The sequence below is a fragment of the Microcoleus anatoxicus genome (genome assembly GCF_042465725.1).
GTDB classification, from domain to species: domain Bacteria; phylum Cyanobacteriota; class Cyanobacteriia; order Cyanobacteriales; family Microcoleaceae; genus Microcoleus; species Microcoleus anatoxicus.
Genome location: NZ_CP120853.1, coordinates 4,244,701 through 4,264,995 on the forward strand (window position 1 = coordinate 4,244,701; position 20,295 = coordinate 4,264,995).

22 protein-coding genes are annotated in these 20,295 nt (G+C 44.4%); 14 read left to right on the forward strand and 8 right to left on the reverse strand.

The features are described 5' to 3' along the window. Window positions 1-94: 94 nt before the first annotated feature. From P2A85_RS18350 to P2A85_RS18370, 5 genes are all read left to right on the forward strand, one after another. On the forward strand, window positions 95-2,017 hold the full coding sequence (locus P2A85_RS18350; protein WP_377474499.1) for a response regulator: 1,923 nt from the start codon (window positions 95-97) through the stop codon (window positions 2,015-2,017). 388 nt (window positions 2,018-2,405) lie between these two features. Next, window positions 2,406-5,825, forward strand: a complete 3,420-nt coding sequence (locus P2A85_RS18355) for a PAS domain S-box protein (RefSeq protein ID WP_341733226.1) — start codon at window positions 2,406-2,408, stop codon at window positions 5,823-5,825. A gap of 35 nt (window positions 5,826-5,860) precedes the next feature. After that, complete coding sequence (locus P2A85_RS18360; protein WP_341733225.1) at window positions 5,861-6,235, forward strand: response regulator; 375 nt, start codon at window positions 5,861-5,863, stop codon at window positions 6,233-6,235. Between the two features lie 258 nt (window positions 6,236-6,493). Then, window positions 6,494-6,853 (forward strand): hypothetical protein, encoded by a 360-nt coding sequence (locus P2A85_RS18365; RefSeq protein WP_341733224.1) that lies wholly within the window; start codon window positions 6,494-6,496, stop codon window positions 6,851-6,853. 483 nt (window positions 6,854-7,336) lie between these two features. Then, a complete protein-coding gene (locus P2A85_RS18370) occupies window positions 7,337-9,406 on the forward strand; it encodes an iron uptake porin (RefSeq protein WP_377474502.1) in 2,070 nt (689 codons plus the stop codon). 227 nt (window positions 9,407-9,633) lie between these two features. Here the strand turns inward: P2A85_RS18370 and P2A85_RS18375 are convergent, their stop codons facing one another. The 6 genes from P2A85_RS18375 to P2A85_RS18400 all read right to left on the reverse strand — a co-directional run bounded on the left by P2A85_RS18375 (window position 9,634) and on the right by P2A85_RS18400 (window position 11,822). Beyond that, complete coding sequence (locus tag P2A85_RS18375) at window positions 9,634-9,753, reverse strand: photosystem II reaction center protein J (protein WP_340521366.1); 120 nt, start codon at window positions 9,751-9,753, stop codon at window positions 9,634-9,636. Between the two features lie 136 nt (window positions 9,754-9,889). Next, the gene (locus P2A85_RS18380; RefSeq protein ID WP_015176850.1) at window positions 9,890-10,012 is read right to left on the reverse strand and encodes a photosystem II reaction center protein L; all 123 of its coding nucleotides are present in this window, start codon (window positions 10,010-10,012) and stop codon (window positions 9,890-9,892) included. A gap of 13 nt (window positions 10,013-10,025) precedes the next feature. Further along, on the reverse strand, window positions 10,026-10,163 hold the full coding sequence (psbF, locus tag P2A85_RS18385) for a cytochrome b559 subunit beta (protein ID WP_340521364.1): 138 nt from the start codon (window positions 10,161-10,163) through the stop codon (window positions 10,026-10,028). Between the two features lie 21 nt (window positions 10,164-10,184). After that, entirely contained in the window at window positions 10,185-10,433 is a 249-nt protein-coding gene (psbE, locus tag P2A85_RS18390) for a cytochrome b559 subunit alpha (protein ID WP_333146115.1), read from the reverse strand. Between the two features lie 53 nt (window positions 10,434-10,486). Beyond that, window positions 10,487-11,500 carry a photosynthesis system II assembly factor Ycf48 gene (locus P2A85_RS18395; RefSeq protein WP_377474506.1) on the reverse strand — a complete coding sequence of 338 codons (1,014 nt, stop codon included), beginning with the start codon at window positions 11,498-11,500 and terminating at the stop codon, window positions 10,487-10,489. After that, entirely contained in the window at window positions 11,487-11,822 is a 336-nt protein-coding gene (locus P2A85_RS18400) for a rubredoxin (RefSeq protein ID WP_340521360.1), read from the reverse strand. Before P2A85_RS18400 ends, P2A85_RS18395 begins: the two co-directional genes overlap by 14 nt. 161 nt (window positions 11,823-11,983) lie before the next feature. Between P2A85_RS18400 and ndhC the strand changes: the two genes are divergently transcribed. The 6 genes from ndhC (at window position 11,984) to P2A85_RS18430 (ending at window position 15,023) form a co-directional block, all read left to right on the forward strand. Continuing rightward, on the forward strand, window positions 11,984-12,346 hold the full coding sequence (gene ndhC, locus P2A85_RS18405) for a photosynthetic/respiratory NAD(P)H-quinone oxidoreductase subunit C (RefSeq protein WP_096831245.1): 363 nt from the start codon (window positions 11,984-11,986) through the stop codon (window positions 12,344-12,346). Beyond that, a complete protein-coding gene (gene ndhK, locus P2A85_RS18410; RefSeq protein ID WP_377474509.1) occupies window positions 12,337-13,062 on the forward strand; it encodes a photosynthetic/respiratory NAD(P)H-quinone oxidoreductase subunit K in 726 nt (241 codons plus the stop codon). Before ndhC ends, ndhK begins: the two co-directional genes overlap by 10 nt. Continuing rightward, the gene (locus P2A85_RS18415; RefSeq protein ID WP_377474512.1) at window positions 13,055-13,558 is read left to right on the forward strand and encodes an NAD(P)H-quinone oxidoreductase subunit J; all 504 of its coding nucleotides are present in this window, start codon (window positions 13,055-13,057) and stop codon (window positions 13,556-13,558) included. Before ndhK ends, P2A85_RS18415 begins: the two co-directional genes overlap by 8 nt. 218 nt (window positions 13,559-13,776) lie before the next feature. Then, on the forward strand, window positions 13,777-14,109 hold the full coding sequence (locus P2A85_RS18420; protein WP_377474514.1) for a DUF6883 domain-containing protein: 333 nt from the start codon (window positions 13,777-13,779) through the stop codon (window positions 14,107-14,109). An 18-nt stretch (window positions 14,110-14,127) separates the two neighbouring features. Further along, window positions 14,128-14,376 (forward strand): DUF4926 domain-containing protein, encoded by a 249-nt coding sequence (locus tag P2A85_RS18425; protein ID WP_377474516.1) that lies wholly within the window; start codon window positions 14,128-14,130, stop codon window positions 14,374-14,376. 419 nt (window positions 14,377-14,795) lie between these two features. After that, complete coding sequence (locus P2A85_RS18430; protein ID WP_377474518.1) at window positions 14,796-15,023, forward strand: type II toxin-antitoxin system HicB family antitoxin; 228 nt, start codon at window positions 14,796-14,798, stop codon at window positions 15,021-15,023. Window positions 15,024-15,094: 71 nt separating this feature from the next. Here the strand turns inward: P2A85_RS18430 and P2A85_RS18435 are convergent, their stop codons facing one another. Beyond that, on the reverse strand, window positions 15,095-15,661 hold the full coding sequence (locus P2A85_RS18435; RefSeq protein ID WP_377474520.1) for a hypothetical protein: 567 nt from the start codon (window positions 15,659-15,661) through the stop codon (window positions 15,095-15,097). Between the two features lie 131 nt (window positions 15,662-15,792). Between P2A85_RS18435 and P2A85_RS18440 the strand changes: the two genes are divergently transcribed. From P2A85_RS18440 to P2A85_RS18450, 3 genes are all read left to right on the forward strand, one after another. Continuing rightward, window positions 15,793-18,102: a calcium-binding protein gene (locus P2A85_RS18440; RefSeq protein ID WP_377474523.1), complete on the forward strand. Its 2,310-nt coding sequence runs from the start codon at window positions 15,793-15,795 to the stop codon at window positions 18,100-18,102. Between the two features lie 923 nt (window positions 18,103-19,025). Further along, entirely contained in the window at window positions 19,026-19,268 is a 243-nt protein-coding gene (locus tag P2A85_RS18445; RefSeq protein WP_377474525.1) for a hypothetical protein, read from the forward strand. Between the two features lie 25 nt (window positions 19,269-19,293). After that, window positions 19,294-19,848 (forward strand): Uma2 family endonuclease, encoded by a 555-nt coding sequence (locus tag P2A85_RS18450; RefSeq protein ID WP_377474527.1) that lies wholly within the window; start codon window positions 19,294-19,296, stop codon window positions 19,846-19,848. Here P2A85_RS18450 and P2A85_RS18455 read toward each other — a convergent pair. Beyond that, window positions 19,845-20,294: a hypothetical protein gene (locus P2A85_RS18455; protein ID WP_377474529.1), complete on the reverse strand. Its 450-nt coding sequence runs from the start codon at window positions 20,292-20,294 to the stop codon at window positions 19,845-19,847. The genes P2A85_RS18450 and P2A85_RS18455 overlap by 4 nt on opposite strands. Between the last annotated feature and the right edge of the window lies 1 nt (window position 20,295).

Genomic DNA, 20,295 nt, shown 5'->3' on the forward strand with positions numbered 1-20,295 from the left:
TAATAGCAAGTTTTACCACAAAATAGAAGGTATTTAAATAGCAAAATAAATCTACTCAAAAACAAAACCTACCCTGAGTGAGAAGTATAAATTCATGAAAATTCTAATAGTAGACGACGATAAAATTACGGTCAATTTACTGACACGCTCCCTGGAGGCTCACAATTATACTTGCAACACCGCAGGAGACGGTGAAACAGCCTTGCAGTTGGCGCAAATCTACGATTACGACCTAATTCTTTTAGATGTAATGATTCCGAAACTCGATGGAATTAGTCTGTGTCGAGAGTTGCGCTCCTGTGGCTACCAAATCCCGATTTTATTGCTGACAGCTTTAGACAGTAGTCGGGATCGAGTCCAAGGTTTAGAAGCCGGTGCAGATGATTATGTAGTGAAACCCTTCAATGTGCCGGAATTGATCGCTCGAATTCGAGCTCTTTTGCGTCGCGGAAAGGCCAACTTGTTGAGCCAAAATTTGAATTGGGAAAAATTGCAAGTTAATCTGGATACTGCGGAGGTAACTTATGGAGAAAAAGTGCTGCACTTGACTCCAAAAGAGTACAATTTGCTAGAACTTTTTCTGAGAAATCCCCAGCGCATATTTAGCCGCAGTGCTATACTCGATCGCATTTGGTGCCCTGGGGAGTTTCCGCAAGAAGAAGCTGTTACCGCTCACATCAAGGGCTTGCGACAAAAGTTGAAAGCAGCCGGGATGATAGTGGATTTAGTGGAAACAGTGTACGGGTTGGGCTACCGCCTCAAAAGTCTCCCGGAGAATGTCGATTTCCCAAAAGTAGATCCAAAAATCACAGAAAATCCCAAAAGTCAAGCAGTTTTATCTGGCCAAGCCACCACGCCCATCGATGAAGTTAACATCAACTCCCATCAAGCAAAAGTCTGGGCTGTGATTGCAGAAATTAGGGCAAATTTCCAAGCAAATTTTACAGAAAGAATGGAGATATTTGAGCTGGCGATCGCGAATTTAAACACCGGAACTTTGGACAATGAGATACGGGAAAAAGCTCAGACGGAAGCTCACAAATTAGTTGGTTCTTTAGGGACTTTAGGGATGCCGAAAGGTTCGGAAATAGCGCGCAAGCTGGAAGATTTATTTAAGACGGAAAACATTGTTAAACCAGGGGCTAAACAGCAGATAGATACCTTAGTGAATTTGCTAAAACGTATCTTCGATTTGCCAGCAACAGCACCTGAGAATGCTCCTGTCGATCGCGTTTCGAGCCATCGTCAATTGCTGATCGTGGATGATGATACTTGGCAGAGCGATCGCCTCAAAACAGAAGCATCAGCCTGGGAATTTGACATAGAAGTAGCACTTTCTGGGGAAGCAGCCAAAATGGCGATCGCCAACCAGCCACCAGACGCGATTTTGGTGGATTTAAACTTTTCCAGAAGCCAGGAAAACGGACGTCCTCTCCTAGCCGAACTCCTCCGTCACAAACCAGAAATTCCCGTAGTTGTTTTTAGCGACTACAACCAATTGAGCGATCGGGTAGAAGTCGCTCGTTTGGGAGCTGCGGGCTTTTTACACAAATCGATGCCTCCAGCAGATATACTCAAAGCAGTCGATCGGATTCTTGACCAGACTACCCCAGCAGAAGCTAAGGTGATGGTTGTAGATGACGACATACATCTACTAGCAGCCATCAAAATTATTCTCCAACCTTGGGGATTCCAACTAACCACGTTAGACGAACCGAAAGATTTCTGGGAGGTACTAGAGACGACTTGTCCCGATTTGCTAATTTTAGATGTAGAGATGCCCGGTTACAACGGTATCGAACTGTGTTTGGCAGTACGCAACGACTTGCGCTGGAGCAAACTCCCCGTGCTATTTTTAACCGCTCATTCGGAGTCAGAAATAGTCAGCCAAATGTTTGTCGCAGGTGCTGACGATTACGTGAACAAGCCAATCGTAGAACCAGAATTAATTGCTCGTATTCTCAATCGTCTAGAGCGGATTCAACTCAGATACAAGCTGGCCCTCACCCAACGTTAACCATCGCTAACTAGGTGAAAATATAGCCTTCCTCAGTAATATGAGGTACGCCGGGCCCCTCCGTAATAGGCATCGCCATGCCCTTCGGCTACGCGGTTCCTGAGCCTAGCCGAAGGGCAGGGAACCGCGAAGTCGAAAGGTAATAAGTAAAAGGTAATTCAAGGATGGGTAATTTGAGAGCTAGGGTAGATCTAAGTTTGGCAAATATATTCCTACGATGCTCTAGCATGACCGCTGTAAATCTCTGGCGATCGCGAATAAATTGTCTGCGGTCATGCTAGAGCCATTACAAAATCGGGATGATCCCGATAGCTACTTAGCTACCGACGATTATTTATGACCCATTACCGATTGCCGATTACCCATTACCCATTACCCATATAAAACAATGATACTTCCCCCAGACCTAGGTATTTATAATATCGAATACCCACCAATTCACAGCCCTGGCTACATTCAATCTCATGGCATTCTTTTTGTATTAGAAGAACCCCTTTTGAAAATAGTACAAGTTAGCAATAATATAGGGGAATTCCTGAATTTAGACCCCCATGCAATCCTAGGTAAATATCTTGATGAATTTGTAGTAAATCAAAAAAAAGATTCTCTGATCGCCGTTTTTTCCGAAAAATCAAACACGACAGTTAATATTACTTTACACCTCAAATATCTCACCACGAAACAAGTATTTAATGGTAAATATTACCGCACCAATAATTGTTTAGTTGTTGAGTTGGAACCTAGATTGTCCACGGAGTATAAAAACTTTTTTAACTTTTTTACTTTAATTAAAAAAACCTTAACCAAAATTCAGAATGCACGAGATATAAAAAATTTATATCAGACAGTTGTCCAAGAAACAAGAAAAATTATCGGATTTGACCGAGTAATAATCTATCAGTTTGATACGGTAGATGCTGGGGAAGTTGTGGCCGAAGACAAACTAGACAGTTTGCACCCTTTATTGGGATTGTACTATCCAGATACGGATATTCCTCAGCTAGCAAGACACCTCGCCACCCATAATTTAATTCGGTTTATTCCTGATATCTACTCTCAACCTGTAGAAATAATTCCTGCCGATAATCCCTTGAATCATCAGCCCCTAGATTTGAGTTTGAGTAGTTTACGAAGCGTGTCGCCTTGCCACATTGAATATCTCAAAAATATGGGTGTTGCTGCTAGCTTGACGATGAGTATAATCAAAGATAAAAAGCTGTGGGGATTAATCGCTTGTCACCACCGAGAACCCAAATATGTCAGCTATGAAGTACGCAATGCTTGCGAACAGCTTGCCAAAATTATTGCCTTAGAACTCAGCGTAAAAAAAGATAGTGAAGACCGGGAATATGAAGCCTATTTAAAATCAATTTTTGCAGAATTTACAGAAGATATTTCTCACGAAAATCGTTTTGCTGAAGGTTTACTCCAACATAAAGAACGGTTGCTAGAATTAGTTGGTGCTAGCGGTGCTGTTGTATGTGCCAAGGAAAATTTAACACCCATCGGCCAAACCCCGAAATTGCCAGATATTCAAGAGTTAATTGCTTGGGTAGAAACTAAATTAAATAATGATATTTTTTATACAAATTCCTTGCCAAAAACCTATCCCAAATCAGAAAAATTTAAAGAACTTGCTAGTGGTTTGTTGGTGATGGCGATATCTCAGATGCAAAAGCATTATATTTTGTGGTTTCGTCCTGAAGTAATTCAAAATGTCAACTGGGCGGGGAAACTGAACTCAACGCTAGAATCGGAGTCTGCTACTAGCAGTTTGTCTCCGCGCAATTCCTTTGAATTGTGGCAACAAACTGTGAGGTTAAAATCTTTACCTTGGAAGCAGTGCGAAATTGCGATCGCCCAAGAATTGAGAGTGACTCTTGTCGGAATAGAGTTGCGGAGAATAAATCAGCAATTAACCCTAGCTTTGTCGGCTACGAAGATGGGTTTTTGGGACTGGGATTTGGAGAAGAATCATATTACTTTGTCTAGGGAACACGAACAGTTGTTTGGATTAGCACCCGGAACTTTTGATGGCAGTTGCAAAAATTGGGCAGAGTGCATTCACCCCGAAGATATAGTATATGTCAGAAATAATATAGCTGTGGCACGAACCGATCGCCAAGACTATGTTCAAGAATACCGGGTGCTTTGGTCCGATGGTAGCATTCACTGGATTGAGGCCAGGGGCAAATTTTTTTACAATGAAGAAGGCGAAGCGGTGCGGATGGTGGGGACAGTCATAGAAATTAGCGATCGCAAAGCCAAAGAATTACAATTGCGCCTACTAGAATCCGTTGTCACCACCACTAATGATGCTGTTTTAATTACCGAAGCTGAACCCATTGAAGAACCAGGCCCGCGGATTCTTTATGTTAATCCAGCCTTTACACGGATGAGTGGATATACTTTAGAAGAAGTCTTCGGTAAAAGTCCGCGTGTTTTGCAAGGAGAAAAAACCGATCGGGCAACTCTAGATCGCATTCGGACAGCTTTGAGCAATTGGCAACCAGTGCGGGTAGACTTAATCAACTATCACAAAGATGGCACAGAATTTTGGGTAGAATTGAGTATTGTTCCCATTGCTGACGAAACTGGTTGGTTTACCCATTGGGTGGCTGTCCAGCGCGATATTAGCGGACGAAAAGAAGCAGAAAACGCCCTCCAACAACTCAACGAAGAGTTAGAAATACGAGTTTGGGAACGAACTTTAGAACTCGAAAAATCTCAAGCAGACGTCCGGCAAAGTGAAGCTTTATTTCGCTCTCTCAGCGAGAGTTCTCCCGTAGGCATTTTTAAAATTGATGCTGAAGGGAAATTTATCTATGTTAATCCCCGCTGTCAATCAATTTTTGGTTTCACCTTGGCAGAAGCTTTAGGGGACGGCTGGATGAAGTGTGTACACCCAGAAGACATCAAGCGCATTCTATCATTGTGGTCGGCGGCGCAATCTCTCGATCGCGAATTTGTCTGCCAGTTCCGTCACATCCGCCCCGATGGCACAATCCGCTTTTGTCGAGTTAAAACAGCCCCTATTATTTCCGAGGAAGGTCAACTAATTGGTTACGTCGGCACTGCCATAGATATTACCGAAAGTCAGGAAATTGACAAAATGAAAAATGAGTTTATTTCCATCGTCAGCCACGAACTCCGAACCCCTCTTACCTCCATTCGTGGCTCCTTGGGTTTGCTAGCGGCTGGAGTCCTAAAAAATCAGCCGGAAACGGCCCAACAGATGTTAGAAATTGCGAAAAATGATACCGAGCGCTTAGTGCGTTTAGTAAATGATATTCTCGACTTAGAAAGGCTCGATTCCAGTCAAGTTACCCTAGATAAGCAGTGGTATGATGCTGCTGATTTGATACAGGAGTCTGTGAAAAGTGTACAAGCTTTAGCTGATGAAAGTAACATTAATTTGTCGATTTTATCTAGTTCAGCGCAAGTTTTGGTCCAACGAGATAGGATCGTTCAGATGCTGGTAAATTTACTTAGCAATGCAATTAAATTTTCACCAGCACTGAGTACCGTAACTCTTAGCGTTGAAGATTTGGGCGATCGGGTTTTATTTGAAGTCAAAGATTTAGGGCGGGGTATTCCTGCTGATAAGTTAGAGAACATCTTTGGGCGGTTTCAACAGGTGGATGCTTCTGACTCTCGCCAAAAAGGAGGCACTGGTTTGGGTTTGGCTATCTGTCGCAGCATCGTGCAACAGCATGGTGGCAGAATTTGGGCTGAAAGTGTAGTGGGAGAAGGAAGCAGTTTCTATTTCACACTCCCTGCACCCTCCTTTGAACGCGGGCGAGAATAAAAATCTGGTATATTTAATATTTTGAGTCTTAATTTATGTCAGCAAAGCAGATTCTAGTTATTGATGATGAAAAAAATCTCTGTAGCGTCATTCAGGCCTGCTTAGAACATTTAGGCGGTTGGGCGGTGCTGATTGCCCGCAATGGCAAAGAAGGATTGCTTGTGGCCGAAACTCAACTCCCTGACGCTATTTTACTCGATGTGATGATGCCGGATATGGACGGACTGACTTTGTTTAGTTTGTTGCAAAATAATGCCGCTACTCGGATGATTCCGGTAATTTTCCTAACTGCAAAGGTACAGGCTCTCGATTTGAGCGAATTTGCTGACTTGGGGGTAGCCGGAGTGATTGCTAAGCCTTTTGACCCTTTGAAATTAGCACAACAAGTGGCGGAAATTCTGCGGTGGTAAGTATTTGGCTGGAAATCCCGAATCATGGCACCACCAAAATGATTTTCTTCATAATTTCCTCACATTCCTCAGATAATGTTTAATCCAAGGTCTTCCATGGAATATCGATCGCAGTTACAAACCTACTTATAAGACTCAGCGATTGCTAATAGCTACTACATAAATTTTTGTAAACTCCTAGAGGACTCAGAAATAACAGGGATATTTAAGCTTAATTTTGGCTGCATAGTAGTTAATCAGTGTTTAGGAACTGGGAAAATGAATAAAACTCTTGTCAATCTTACCTTAGCCGTAGTCACAGAGGAAGTGGAAAATATCTTGGATTCTTATCCCCGATATCCCTACCAAGAAGCTTTTGCACCTTCTGGCTTGAGACAGGATTTAATTGCTTATGTACTCAGTCGCGTTCCCAATACCTATACTGCGCTCCCATCCTCAGATGTGATGTCAGATAAAACCGTCCAGGTGCGGTGTTCTTCCGAACAGTTGATCCATATAGAAAACTTAATTCACACAGGGATTAGTGATGTCCTCCACAGCTATCATAAAATAGACCACCGCCTTCCTAGTCAAAGTTGGAATTTGGGCGTGGGCGCGAGAATGGCTAACAGATGTTGAGCAGTCTCCTTCAGCTAGGGGAGACAGGAAACAGGGAGCGAACACAGAGAGAGAATTGTTCGCTTTCTTATACAAAAAAATTCGCTAACACTAAATTCGGTTTATCATATCAAATCCGGTAACATCGTCCTGTATTCATCTCTCTTATCTCCCAATACGGTTCAGTTAAAAGTGTTTATTCCTCGGAGATCCCCCTAAATCCCCCTTAAGAAGGGGGACTTTGAGTAAGTTCTTGTCCCCCCCTTCTTAAGGGGGGCTAGGGGGGATCGGGCTTAACTGAACTGTATTGTCTTATCTCCCTCTGTGTTCTCTGCGTTCTAGTAAGGTTAAATCACCTGACGATGCAGCCGGAAACGATATCATTTAGTAAAATGAAGGGTTTCAGCTTTCCTTATTAAAAAAATAGTATGAATTGCTACATTGGAATTGCGCATTTCCTGTTAAGTTAAGCTTTCTAAATTTATGATAAGTGGTGTGAGTGTGATGGCGAACAATACAAATTCGTTTCCAGTTTTGTGGTTGTCTTTATTGATTTCTGGTCTCGCAGTGCCTTTGAGTCCGATCGCCACAATTGCTCAAGTTCAGGATAACTCAAATCCAGAACTTGCGCTAGAAAGTAGTAGCGTCCAGGGGATTTCCTCAGAGCAAACCCAGAAAGCCCTTGAGTTTGAACCATCCCAGTTTAGGGGGACAATTACAGAGATTGACTCGGTAGCCGATCGCACTTTAGCACCGACAGAGATTGACTCAGTAGCCGATCGCACTTTAGCACCAACACAGACAGCAGAGACAGTCACAACCATAGAACCCAAAATAATGGGGACAATCCGTGAATTGCCCCCAAAAGAGTTAGAAACTACAAACTTTCCTCAGTCTCAAAAAGTTTCTGAAGTTGGCGCAGTTGCCGATCTTAGCAGCGAGACTAACAGCGCTGATGACCTCAGTATACAACAAGATGCAGCACAAGTCACATCTGTTTCCCAACTGTCTGACGTGCGACCAACAGACTGGGCTTTTGGCGCCTTACAATCCTTGGTAGAAAGATACGGCTGTATTGCAGGATATCCCGATGGTACATTCCGCGGCAACCGGGCCATGACTCGCTACGAATTTGCTGCGGGATTAAACGCCTGCTTAGACCAAATCACCAAACAAATTGGTACATCAACCGCGAATTTAGTCAAGAAAGAAGATTTACTTGCCGTCCAAAAATTGCAAGAAGACTTTGCTGCCGAATTGGCGACATTAAGGGGACGAGTTGATGCTTTAGAAGCACGCACTTCCGAACTAGAAGCCAACCAATTTTCGACTACAACTAAACTCAGTGGATTTGCCTGGTTCAACGTGACGGGAGCTTGGGCAAATGATAAAATTAGAGTAGAAACTACCGACCAAAAAGCTGCTTTACCGATTCGTCCTGCCGGACGAGACCCAGTTACAAATAGACCAATTGTGCAGAAAGTAGACAACCCAGAAGTTACCTTCAGTCAGTTAGTTTGGTTGACTTTGAATACTTCTTTTACAGGCAAAGACCAGTTGATAACGCAATTAGCAGTAGGTAATGGCAATTCCCCAGCCAATCAATTTACTTCTGCGGGTTTGTTCAATACATTTGGAACTCCGTTTCTGGATCAAACAGCAGGAAGCAATCCTAATGAAGTAATCCTGCGAGAACTTTCCTATCGGTTTCCAGTTACTAACAACTTGCAATTAGTAATCGGTCCCCGAATTAATTTCTATCGCTACTTTGACAACAATAAATTTAACTTTTTTGTCGATGGTGCAAGTAGCTTTAATTCTAACAACAGCACATTGTTAACTGCTACTAAACGCGGTGCTGGTGCTTTGGCGTTGTGGGAACTGAGTCGCCAATTTAAACTGAGTTTTGGCTATTTGGGGGAGAGTATGGAATTTTTACCTTCTTCAGTATTTAACTCAGCTTCTAATCCATCTCAAGGCTTGTTTAATGGGACGAATACGAGTACCGTTGAGTTAACCTTTAGTCCGAGCGATCGGGCAAATTTGCGCTTTCTCTACTCTCGTTCCAACATTAGACAAATAGGCGGACTAATTGGTGCCCCGGTTGGTAGACCGATTAATGGTTTGGCAGATGACGGTTTCGGCGGGAAAGTTGGCGATGCTACTGCGAATACTTTTAGTTTCAATTTCGATTGGTCTGTCAGTCGCCGTTTCGGTCTGTTCGGTCGCTATGGCTACGGCGAAACCAATATATTTCCCCGAACTAATCGACCTGATGGCACGATTAAAACTCAATCTTATCAGTTAGGAGTAGCGTTTCCTGATTTAATCAAAAAAGGCGCTTTGTTTACGATGTCATTTTTAGTACCCTTCGACGTTACCGGCGGTCGCAGATTTCTAGTTTCTGGCGGCGGCAATGGAGGTACTCAGTATGAAATTGAAGCAAATTATTATTTGCCACTTACGGACAATATTTCGATTGTGCCGGCATTTTATGTGATTGGTAATGCCAATAATTTTGACAACAATCCGACTATTTTTGTAGGCAATTTGCGGACGCAGTTTAGTTTTTAAGATCGACAATGATAGAGGGAAAGCCCTATTGAAAAACGGGGTTTTTATATCAAATCCGTTGACATCGGAATTATTATTTCTCTCTTCTCTTTCTCTGTGTCCTCTGTGTCCTCTGTGGTTTAATAATTCCGATAAAACCGGAATTAATATTACCCAATTTTTTGATAAATAAAACCCCCCTTGCTTAAACAAGGGGGGTTAGACGCATAAAGTACGTCGGATTCTCCTTACATCGAAGAACCTAAACCGGCATAAGCACCGTAGAAGAAAAGAGCCAAAATGCTTAGAGCACCGAGGCCAGCTACAGTAGCTACTAGCCACAAAGGAATTCTGCCACCACTAGACATAGCCATAACCTCACTAATTCACAACTAATTGACGCTTCCCGGCTTTTGGGAGCAGGGATTATCAAGAAACTACCAAATGGTAATTCTTACAGGCTTTGTCAAACTGCCTTTAATCGACATCAAATTCAAAGACCAGTTAGTTAAAGAAATAACTGGAAAACAAAATACCTAAAACAAAAATCAGCAACAAACCCAAATAAAGAGAAGTCCGGTTTAATTCAACAGGCTGCTCATTGGGATTAGGAACGCGCTCAGGCATTGTAAACTCCTATCTATCGTTGAATAAATTGCATTGCTGCGATCGCGCCCAAAAAGAAAAGAGTTGGGACACCTAAAGTATGAACTGCCAACCACCGCACCGTAAAAATCGGATAGGAAATCGGCTCATTGTTTGGGGTTCTGCCAGTCATTTTTTCTAACTCCTTGTTAAATTACTTGGCAATGAACTGATCTACTTGTTTCTTAGCTTCAAAGCGATCCGAAATAATCGGCACTTCTTCCCGTTGCTGGGTGAAATACTGGTTAGGGCGAGGAGTGCCAAAAGCATCATAGGCCAAACCAGTCTGCACAAACAGCCATCCAGCAATAAACAAAGCTGGAATGGTAATGCTGTGAATTACCCAATAACGGATACTTGTAATAATGTCACCAAAGGGACGTTCTCCAGTTGTACCGGCCATCTCAAATTCTCCTTTCAACAAATCGACAGACAATCTCTATCACTATTCTACTATCAAGCAGCTTGCGCGGAACCTTGATATTTAAGTAGAGTACCGTTGGCGCCGATTACAAATCCGCGTTCTGGGCCCATAAAGACAATCCTGTAAAAATTAGCAGGAACATCTTCTACTTCGCGGTCTTTTTGCCAAGTTTTCCCGCCATCCAAACTGCACAGCAAATTGCCGCCGCCGCCGGCTACCCAAACTTCATTATCAGTCCGGTAAGCCATATCTAGTAAACCCCAACTCGCTTTGCGATCGGGAAAAAACGGTTTTCCCCAACCTTCAGGATTAGACGGGTCACTAAACTGAATTTGACCACCACGGGCGAGCATCCACAAACGCCCATCCTTGGTAAAGCCCATATTTTGCAAGCGACGAGAACTATTGCGGTTGTGAGGTTCCCAAGTATTCTGTCCTGGTTTCCACACCGAATAGAAATTGCCCTTGGAGGAAACCGCAACATACTGTCCGTCTTCAGAACGGTTGATATTGCGAACGACTCCAAAGGAATCCTGAACGACAGCTTTCCAATTTTTACCACCGTCAGTCGTCCGGTAAATCGCCCCCACATCCGTGGTCATTTCTGCGGAGTTGGGGCCCTGGGCGGCGATCGTACTAGGAGAACCCGGTAACTGAGAACTCAAAGCAATCCGAGTCCAAGATTTGCCCTCATCATCTGTGTGGAGCAAAACTGAAGGCTGACCGACTATCCAGCCTTCGGAACCGGAAAAACTCACCGCAGAAAAACGCGACCTGGTATCGTCGATATCCAGGGCGATCGGCTTCCAATTAGACCCGCCGTCAACAGTTTCAAACAGAGTCGCCTCAGAACCCACAACCCAGCCGTGCTGACCATTGCCCGTAAAGGCAATATCCTGCAAATTAGCTTCTGTCGGCAAGGAAATTACCTGCCAAGGGTTGTAACTCACAGAACCAATGGTGCTGCAACTGGCACAGATGAGTGCCGCACTCAATAAAATTACAATTCGTTGCCAAAATCTCACAATCGTCTTACTGCAAACCATACATACTAAGTAAAAACAAGAAACCAACGACCAAGCCGCCAAAAATCAGTAAACTTTTCTGACCTTCGGTCATGCCGTTGACGCCGACACCGTAGCGCTGATTTGCCTTAAATCCCGATACTCCTTCCATCTGACCCAGATTTTGAAAGACCGACTTGCGGCCCGCGCAAACGGGACACACCCAAGTAGCGGGCAAATCTTCAAAAGCTGTGCCAGGGGCGATGTCATTTTTAGGATTCCCTTTTTTCGGATCGTAGACGTAGCCGCAGGCGCGACACTCGTGCCGATCGAGGTTTTTAGTCTCAGTGGCTTGATCGCTCATAGATCGAAAAGAATAGGCTAGCTAATCTTAAAATATACATTAAAAATTATTGCAGAACATGGGCGATTAATCTCAACTAACTCGTAATTTTAGCTACCCAGAATCTATATAATGTAAAGACAAGTTACAGAACCCTTTCACAGAGGCAGTAATAATTCACCGTGTTTGCACTTAGCGGCTACGAGTATTTCTTAGGCTTCCTGTTAATTTCCAGCCTAGTCCCTATCCTCGCCCTCACGGCGGCGAAGGTACTGCGGCCCAAAAGTCGTCCCTACGACCGACGGACCACCTACGAATCTGGGGTCGAGCCGATCGGCGGAGCCTGGATTCAGTTCAACATCCGATATTATATGTTCGCCCTGGTCTTCGTCATCTTTGATGTGGAGACAGTCTTCCTCTATCCTTGGGCGGTTGCTTTCAACCAGCTAGGACTCTTGGCTTTTATCGAAGCCTTGTTTTTCATTACGATCCTCGTTATAGCTCTTGTATATGCTTGGCGCAAAGGAGCCTTAGAATGGTCTTAACTTCTGACAAATCACAGAAATCGCTAATTGTCAACCCCGCTATTCGCCCTGAAGTCACAACCGAATTATCAGAGAACATCATCTTAACTACGGTTGATGACCTATATAATTGGGCGAGACTTTCGAGCTTGTGGCCGCTGCTTTACGGTACGGCTTGCTGCTTCATCGAATTTGCAGCTTTGATTGGTTCGCGCTTTGACTTCGATCGCTTTGGCTTAGTACCGCGATCGAGCCCACGACAAGCCGACTTGTTAATCACCGCCGGCACGATCACCATGAAGTACGCCCCCATCTTGGTGCGGCTGTACGAACAAATGCCCGAACCCAAATACGTGATCGCCATGGGCGCGTGCACGATCACCGGCGGAATGTTCAGCGTAGACTCCCCCACAGCAGTCAGAGGCGTTGACAAACTGATCCCCGTAGACGTCTACATACCAGGTTGTCCCCCGCGTCCAGAAGCGATTATTGACGCAATTATCAAACTGCGGAAAAAAATCGCCAACGATTCGATGCAAGAACGCGGCAACTTGCAGCCCACCCACCGCTACTACACCAGACCCCACAAAATGAAGGTAGTAGATGACATTTTGGACGGCAAATATTTGTCAATTCCCGGCCGGATGGCGCCACCGAAGGAATTGACGGAAGCGATGGGAATGCCGGTACCACCAGCCCTGCTTGCATCACAAACACAGGAGGTAGAACGTGGCTGAGACAGAAACCTCAATTGTTGAAGCCGGGAAGGTTTCTCAGTGGTTGACTCATAATGGCTTTGAACACGAAGCTTTAGCGGCTGATAATTTGGGTGTGGAAATATTAAAGGTCGATCGCGACTTCTTAATTCCCATGTCAACAGCACTGTACGCCTACGGGTTCAATTATATGCAGTGTCAGTGCGCCTACGACCAAGGCCCTGGACAAGATTTAGTCAGCGTCTACCACTTGGTGAAACTGACAGATAATGCTTCCAAGCCTGAAGAAGTCCGCGTCAAAGTATTTATTCCCCGCGAAGATCCGAGAGTGCCATCAGTCTACTGGATTTGGAAAGCAGCCGACTTCCAAGAACGGGAATCCTACGATATGTATGGCATCGTCTACGAAGGACATCCGAATCTGAAACGGATTTTGATGAACGAAGATTGGATAGGCTGGCCGTTGCGGAAAGATTACATTTCCCCTGATTTTTACGAGTTGCAAGACGCTTATTAAAGTTTTGAGTTTTTAGCTCAAAATACAGTTGGTCGTTTGGTTAACTGGTTCCTAGGCTCTGCCTGGGAACCGATGTCTAGAGGCTCTGCCTCGTTGGGAAAAATTGGAGGCAGAGCCTCCGGATCTGCGTTACCAGGCAGAGCCTGGGAACGAGTAAAAAGTTGAGTTTTATGTAAAATCCGCCCTCGATTTTTTTAATTAACTGGTTCCTATTTTCTATGCTCATTCCAAATGCAGAGAATGCAGTTGTTGATATTCGTAAACTTCGTGACTACTGCCTAAATCCAGAACACGACGATGGCAAACACAAAGCGCGGCTTTTTTCATCAATTCTGGGGATGATGCCTGACAATGCTGAGGAATTGCGCCAAATTTTGCTTGAAGTAATTCAAAGTCATGAAGCTCAGTTAGGGAGGCGGGATGGGTTCGGGCAACGCTACACCCTAGATTTCACGATTGAATGGCAAAATAGAAGTGCAACCCTTCGGAGTGGCTGGATTATTGAGCATGATTCGGAGATTCCGAGATTAACAACCTGCTATCCTTTGTAGTGCCGGGAGGTAATAAGAGTGGCAAAGAATACAATTAAATTACTCGATGTCGTTGCCTTGACAGTTGATATTCCTGAATACAACCTGTGGCGCGGACAAGTTGGGACAGTTGTTGAACTGTTGGCTGATGGTGCAGCGTTTGAGGTTGAATTTAGCGATCGCAACGGACGCACTTTTGAATCTGTCGGGTTGCATCCAGAGCAAATTATGGTGTTGTACTTTGAGCCAGCATCACCTGATATCAAACCCGAAATGGTTACAGTATAAGTGGGGTGGAGACGGGTTTTTATAATTTAACGCTACTTTTTGGGATATGATGAAAGTGTGCCCGTAACCTTGCCACATTTTTAATGTCTGCTTATGCCCAAAAAGATTAGAGAACTCAAAAGCCTGTTGCTAAAAGCTGGGTTTATATCAATTCCGGTTGTATCGGAATGATTTAACCACGAAGGCGCGAAGGACGCGAAGGAAGAGAAGAGAGAGATTAATCATTCCGATGTCAACGGATTTGATATTACTTATCGTTCGGCAAAAGGCAGTCATACAAGATGGGTTCATCCTTTACTAGCTAATGAACCAATTACCATTGCTGGAAATGATGGCGATGATGCGAAACTGTATTTAGAGAGAGAAGTTAATCGAAAAATTGGAATATTGAAAGCAATTGAAGAAGAGGATTCTGAATCATGAAATTACCTTATATAATTGTTATTCAATGGTCGGATGAAGATAACTGCTACCTAGTTCACTTACCTGATTTTCCATCTCAGCAGTTCCACACTCACGGAGATACCTACGAAGAAGCTTTGCAGAATGCAGTGGAGGTATTAGAGCTTTTGGTTGAAGAATATCAGACAGATGGTAAATCTCTCCCAGCACCTAAAACTCTAGTAGGAAACTTGCTGTTTGCTTGAATGTAGATTTGAGCTTGTGCGCGAATTATGGCTTTGACTTGTTCGGAAATAGCCATTATAATTATCCTTAGCTATGATAATTCACGCAATATTGTTTCGATCGCCAAATCGGACAAACCAAGCACCAAAGCGATTTGGCATGGTTCGATACCTTGACTGTGCAATTTGCAAACAACATCAGCAACATCAATTTCGAGGCGTTCTATCTGAGTTTTGAATCTGGATTCAGTGAGGTGATTATTGTCAGATTCGCTAGGTAAAGAAGGACAAGGGTTGAAGTTGAGCGTCTGAACGTATTCGACGGATTGAATATATTGATCTCTGCCGAAGTTTGAGTTATTACCAATATTTCTGCGATCGCAAGCAGCTTTCAGATTACCTTTTTGCATCTCTTCATCCATCACTGCGGAGAGACTTTTGAGCAGCTTGTAGCCGACTTCTCGGACATATTTTGTAGTGTAGCGGGTGTCGCGGGCGATCGTTTCGTAGGTTTTGCCATCATACATTCCCTGAAAAAGTAGTCGTTGTAGCGTGTTAAGATGCTTCCCAGTTTTCTCAAAGATTAGGCCATCAACTAATTTTAGCAGTTCGTTTTCGTCAGGGACGGCTTGCAACGGGCGATCGTCGTTGGGCTGCATGGGTTAAGTGAAGAAAATATAAAGTTGGAGAAACTTCGGGCTTTTTCAGTCTTTTTAGGGCTTTTTTGGTCAAGACATAGATGAGACAGGTGAGGTAGATTTCTTAAATCACCAACACAGAGTAACAGTATATGCCTGACAATTTAGCTTTGCTGGACAAGAATGACATACTGAACGGTAGCACCGCCCAGGATCAAGCGGATTGCGGCTGTCCCTTCAAAAAAGCCGCGACTCAAGAAACGGTATCGAATGCTCAGAATATCCAGAATATCCTTGGTTTGGGAAGCAACGATACGCTAGAAAGTTCGATCGCGCCAGACTTTTTGAATGGTAACACAGGAAAGGACTTGATTTCCGGTAGTGCTGATGGGGATATTGGGCGATCGACTTCTCAAGTACGCATTGGCTCACTTTCGAGGGATGGTAGTGCTTATATTTTAACTGAGCGAAGCGACACATTTACGATTCCCCTTGGCTTGCTCGATACTCTCATCGGCGGTTTGCGGGGTTTAGGCGGTGCCGATTCGATTACGGGTTCGGAATCTGGGGATATCGTCTATGGCGACGAAGGAAATGACCGAATTGAGGGCCGAGGTGGTAATGATTTGCTCTACGGCGGCGCGGGAAACGACTTTCTCAGTGGCGGTGCGGGCCAAAATGGTCTCCTTGGCGGTGCGGGTGCTGACACCTTGCAGGGTGGTGAAAGTGCCGATGGTGTCAACGGAAACGCAGGTAAGGACGTAATCTTCGGTGGAGGCGGAGACGACTTTTTGCGGGGTGGTCGCGGTAACGATATTATCAATGGGCAAGATGGCAATGACTTCCTGATTGGCGATTTTGGCAATGATACCCTGACTGGTGGTGCGGGTCAAGATGTGTTTGTTCTGCGCTCTGAGGCGGCTTTAGGCTCTCCTACGTTTGACTTAATCACCGACTTTCAAAGAACGATCGATTTCATCGGACTTAGTACAAATCTTAAGGAATCCGATATTGTTTTGGAATCGAAAGTGCAGCCTGCTGGTGGTTCGGCTGTGGATATTAAGGTGGCTGCAACAGGGGCTTTGTTAGGTACTGTTTTGGGAGTGAAACCGGACGATTTAAAAGGTCGTTTCAGACCTTATGATGTGGAACCCGATCGTCCTGAAGATAAAGTCACAATTGATTTACCGGAAGTTAAAAAGCTATCTGATAACAAATTTCAGATGGAATTTCCGGCGAGTGATGGTAGCAAATATACAGTAGTTTTTCAAGATGATGCTGACGGACGTTTCGTAGAATCAGTTATATTTGTACCCAATCGTACAACGGGTGTTCGTGGTAGTACAACGCGCATGAGTCGAGATGGTACAAGGGCGGATATTACTGTTGAAGGCTCTAATGAAACGGCGCGAATTGAGAATCAACCGAGTAAAGAAGCTGGAAAGCCGGATCAAGGTGTTATATCGCGGCTCAAAGATGGTCAGATTATTGACACTGTAACTTTTCCTCTGCCAATGGAGCCAACTCCAGTAACTCCTCCTCCTGAGCCACCAAAACCAACGACTCCGACCGTTAGCGGTCGAGATTTTGCGAAAGATTGTGAGTCGGTTAAAAAGTTTTGCACAGGCACTGGCAGACTTGCTAAAGTGGTTGATTTTGCTGCTGCTGCGTCAGCCCTTGGTGGTTTAGTATTGCCTCCTTTTAGGGTTGTTAACAAAGCAATGGAGGCCGCGTCTACAGGATTAAAAGTCATTGACTACAGTTGCAAACTTCTTACAGGTAGCGATAAAGACCTTGGTGATGCGGTAATTGACGAATTGACTGGAATAGGAGTTGGGAAAATTATCGAATCAGCAGGAATTGCAGGAGAAGTTATAGGAGGTAGTTTAGATTTAGCTTCATCTACTAAGGATCTCATTGATTTATTTTTTGGGGAAGAGAAGCCGACAGAACCTTCTAAAACCAATTTTTTGCCTCAGTTCCGAAAGTTTCTTGCTGATAAGACGGGTATTCCATTTGACTTTTGCGATCGACCTGCGACTACTCCTGCACCAGCACCAACTTGTTTGCCAGGAGGAGGTTCAATCTTTAAGGTAGAAGTCATCCCTGACCCGATCCCCTATGGACAAACGGCACAATACAAAATCACCTACTGCGATCCAAAAGGCGAAATAGACAACATACATATAGAACTTAATGCAGGAAGTGGAACACAAACCAAAGACATTCCCATTTCCTCTTCCAGTGGCACGGTAAGTTTTGGGATACGAAACAAGCCAAATGCTTTTGGTGACTGTTATGACTTAAACCGTGATACCGGATTGGGTCTGAGTGTTTATAGTCAAGCTAGAAGTGGCAATCGTCAGTTATTTGGATTAGGGAATTTCAGAAATTTGCTTTTCGCTGGTGACTTACCTAATGCAATGGGCCTTTCCAGTTATTGTGATGCAGAGTTGGTTTAAGGGCGATCTATATTGAATAAAATTTGTAGGGGCGGGTTCACCGATCAATTCTGTCACCCACCGATAATCTTGATAAACCCGCCCCCACCCAACGAATAATCCCGAATAACTATCACTGAATAACCATTAAATTCAATGAATTATTAATTTCTGGGTGTGGTGGGGGCGGGTTTTTAGGATTGTCGGTGGGTGTCAAATATCTGGGCGAACCCGCCCCTACAAGCATGGTAAAATAGGGATGGTAAAATATTGCATCAAATTTGTAGGGGCGGGTTCACCGATCAATTCTGTCACCCACGAATAATCTTAATAAACCCGCCCCCACCCAACGAATAACCCCGAATAACTATCACTGAATAACCATTAAATTCAATGAATTATTAATTTCTGGGTGTGGTGGGGGCGGGTTTTTAGGATTGTCGGTGGGTGTCAAATATCTGGGTGAACCCGCCCCTACAAGCATGGTAAAATAGGGATGGTAAAATATTGCATCAAATTTGTACGGGCGGGTTCACCGATCAATTCTGTCACCCACCAATAATATTGATAAACCCGCCCCCACCCAACGAATAAACCCTAACAACGATCCTCGCCTTATTGTTAAAATCAATGTAATTTTTAATCTTTTCGTGGGGTGGGGGCGGGTTTTTAGGATTGTTGGTGGGTGTCAAATATTTGGGCGAACCCGCCCCTACAGTCATTCGACATTTCCGGTGTGTGTGATGTGGAGTTGGTTTAAGGGCGATCGCATTTGAGAGAAATGTCCGATCGGGTTTTTTGTGGATGGGCGATCGAATTTGATTTGTTAGTCCGTTAGTTAGTCCGCGCCAAGGGCTAGTTGGTTCGTCGCCGAGTCCGCCAGGGGTTGAAACCCCTGTCTCATAGCGAAAGTCCTCTGAAAGAGGACTGAAGAGTTAGTTGATGTGTATCGGTTTCATGCAAATTTTCAGTCGGTTTCAACCGACTTTAGCTATGAGACGGGGGTTGAAACGAACGGCGGGCTGTGTCACAAAACAGACAAATTTTCACTCGGTTTCAGGGCGATCGAATTTGAGAGAAATGTGCGATCTGGTTTTTGGGTTTATGTGCGATCGCATTTGAGAGAAATGTCCGATCGACTTTTTGGGAAACGGGCGATCGCAAACGGCAAAAGCAGTCTAAAATGAGCATAAAACAATAGGAATAATCACCGTGAGCGTCACGACTGTAAAATGGACAGTTGAAGACTACCACCAGATGATTGCCGCCCGTATTCTGGAAGGGCGAAACGTTGAATTAATAGGTGGAGAAATCATCGAAATGGCTCCCGAAGGAGAATCCCATGCTTACTCTAGCGATGAGGGTGGAGAGTACCTGATGTATTTGCTGGGCGATCGGGCAAAAGTCCGCCAAGGTAAGCCAATTACCTTATCGTCAAGCAACTCTGAGCCACAACCCGATCTCGCTGTCGTTCAACGTCTGGGACGAGATTACCGAGAACATCACCCCTATCCAGAAAACATTTTTTGGCTGATTGAATACTCAAACTCAACTCTCAGTAAAGACTTGGAAATTAAAACCAAAATTTACGCCCAAGCGGGCATTTCTGAGTATTGGGTCATCAATTTGCGAACAATCGAATTGATAGTATTTCGCTCGCCTACAAATGACGGCTATCAATTCAGAGAAACTCTAACTCAGGGTAATATCAATCCGCTAGCATTTCCCGATGTTGCAGTTTCGATCGATCGATTATTAGAGGATTAGGCCTTCAACCCGCCCGCCATTCGGGTAAAGTCTCGTGTAGACGCGGTTTCAACCGCCGTTTCTTCGCCGTATCTTCTCCGTGCGATCGACTTTTTGGGAAACGGGCGATCGGATTTTTGGGTTGATGGGCGATCGGGTTTTTGGGTCGATTCGGGCGATCTAATTTGAAATCCTCGGCGGTTGGAAACCGCGCCTACACAAACGATGTCCGCCGGACGCCGACTAAGAAATAACCCAATCTTTAACCCTTGCCTTGCGGGTTTTGTTTTTGTAGCCGCGGTTTCAACCGCCGGGGTTTTTTGGGTTTCAACCGCCGGGTTTTTGGGTTTCAACCGCCGGGTTTTTTGTGGATGGGCGATCGAATTTGAGAGAAATGTGCGATCGGATTTTTTGGTTGATGGGCGATCGGGTTTTAATAATTGGTATAAAATAGAGAGTGAGAGCAAT

What these genes read in the sequence shown, in the direction of transcription:
- P2A85_RS18350 (WP_377474499.1), top strand. Translation starts at nt 95, where the DNA reads ATGAAAATTCTAATAGTAGACGACGATAAAATTACGGTCAATTTACTG.
- P2A85_RS18355 (WP_341733226.1), top strand. Translation starts at nt 2,406, where the DNA reads ATGATACTTCCCCCAGACCTAGGTATTTATAATATCGAATACCCACCA.
- P2A85_RS18360 (WP_341733225.1), top strand. Translation starts at nt 5,861, where the DNA reads ATGTCAGCAAAGCAGATTCTAGTTATTGATGATGAAAAAAATCTCTGT.
- P2A85_RS18365 (WP_341733224.1), top strand. Translation starts at nt 6,494, where the DNA reads ATGAATAAAACTCTTGTCAATCTTACCTTAGCCGTAGTCACAGAGGAA.
- P2A85_RS18370 (WP_377474502.1), top strand. Translation starts at nt 7,337, where the DNA reads ATGGCGAACAATACAAATTCGTTTCCAGTTTTGTGGTTGTCTTTATTG.
- P2A85_RS18375 (WP_340521366.1), bottom strand. Translation starts at nt 9,753, where the DNA reads ATGTCTAGTGGTGGCAGAATTCCTTTGTGGCTAGTAGCTACTGTAGCT.
- P2A85_RS18380 (WP_015176850.1), bottom strand. Translation starts at nt 10,012, where the DNA reads ATGCCTGAGCGCGTTCCTAATCCCAATGAGCAGCCTGTTGAATTAAAC.
- psbF (WP_340521364.1), bottom strand. Translation starts at nt 10,163, where the DNA reads ATGACTGGCAGAACCCCAAACAATGAGCCGATTTCCTATCCGATTTTT.
- psbE (WP_333146115.1), bottom strand. Translation starts at nt 10,433, where the DNA reads ATGGCCGGTACAACTGGAGAACGTCCCTTTGGTGACATTATTACAAGT.
- P2A85_RS18395 (WP_377474506.1), bottom strand. Translation starts at nt 11,500, where the DNA reads ATGGTTTGCAGTAAGACGATTGTGAGATTTTGGCAACGAATTGTAATT.
- P2A85_RS18400 (WP_340521360.1), bottom strand. Translation starts at nt 11,822, where the DNA reads ATGAGCGATCAAGCCACTGAGACTAAAAACCTCGATCGGCACGAGTGT.
- ndhK (WP_377474509.1), top strand. Translation starts at nt 12,337, where the DNA reads ATGGTCTTAACTTCTGACAAATCACAGAAATCGCTAATTGTCAACCCC.
- P2A85_RS18420 (WP_377474514.1), top strand. Translation starts at nt 13,777, where the DNA reads ATGCTCATTCCAAATGCAGAGAATGCAGTTGTTGATATTCGTAAACTT.
- P2A85_RS18430 (WP_377474518.1), top strand. Translation starts at nt 14,796, where the DNA reads ATGAAATTACCTTATATAATTGTTATTCAATGGTCGGATGAAGATAAC.
- P2A85_RS18435 (WP_377474520.1), bottom strand. Translation starts at nt 15,661, where the DNA reads ATGCAGCCCAACGACGATCGCCCGTTGCAAGCCGTCCCTGACGAAAAC.
- P2A85_RS18440 (WP_377474523.1), top strand. Translation starts at nt 15,793, where the DNA reads ATGCCTGACAATTTAGCTTTGCTGGACAAGAATGACATACTGAACGGT.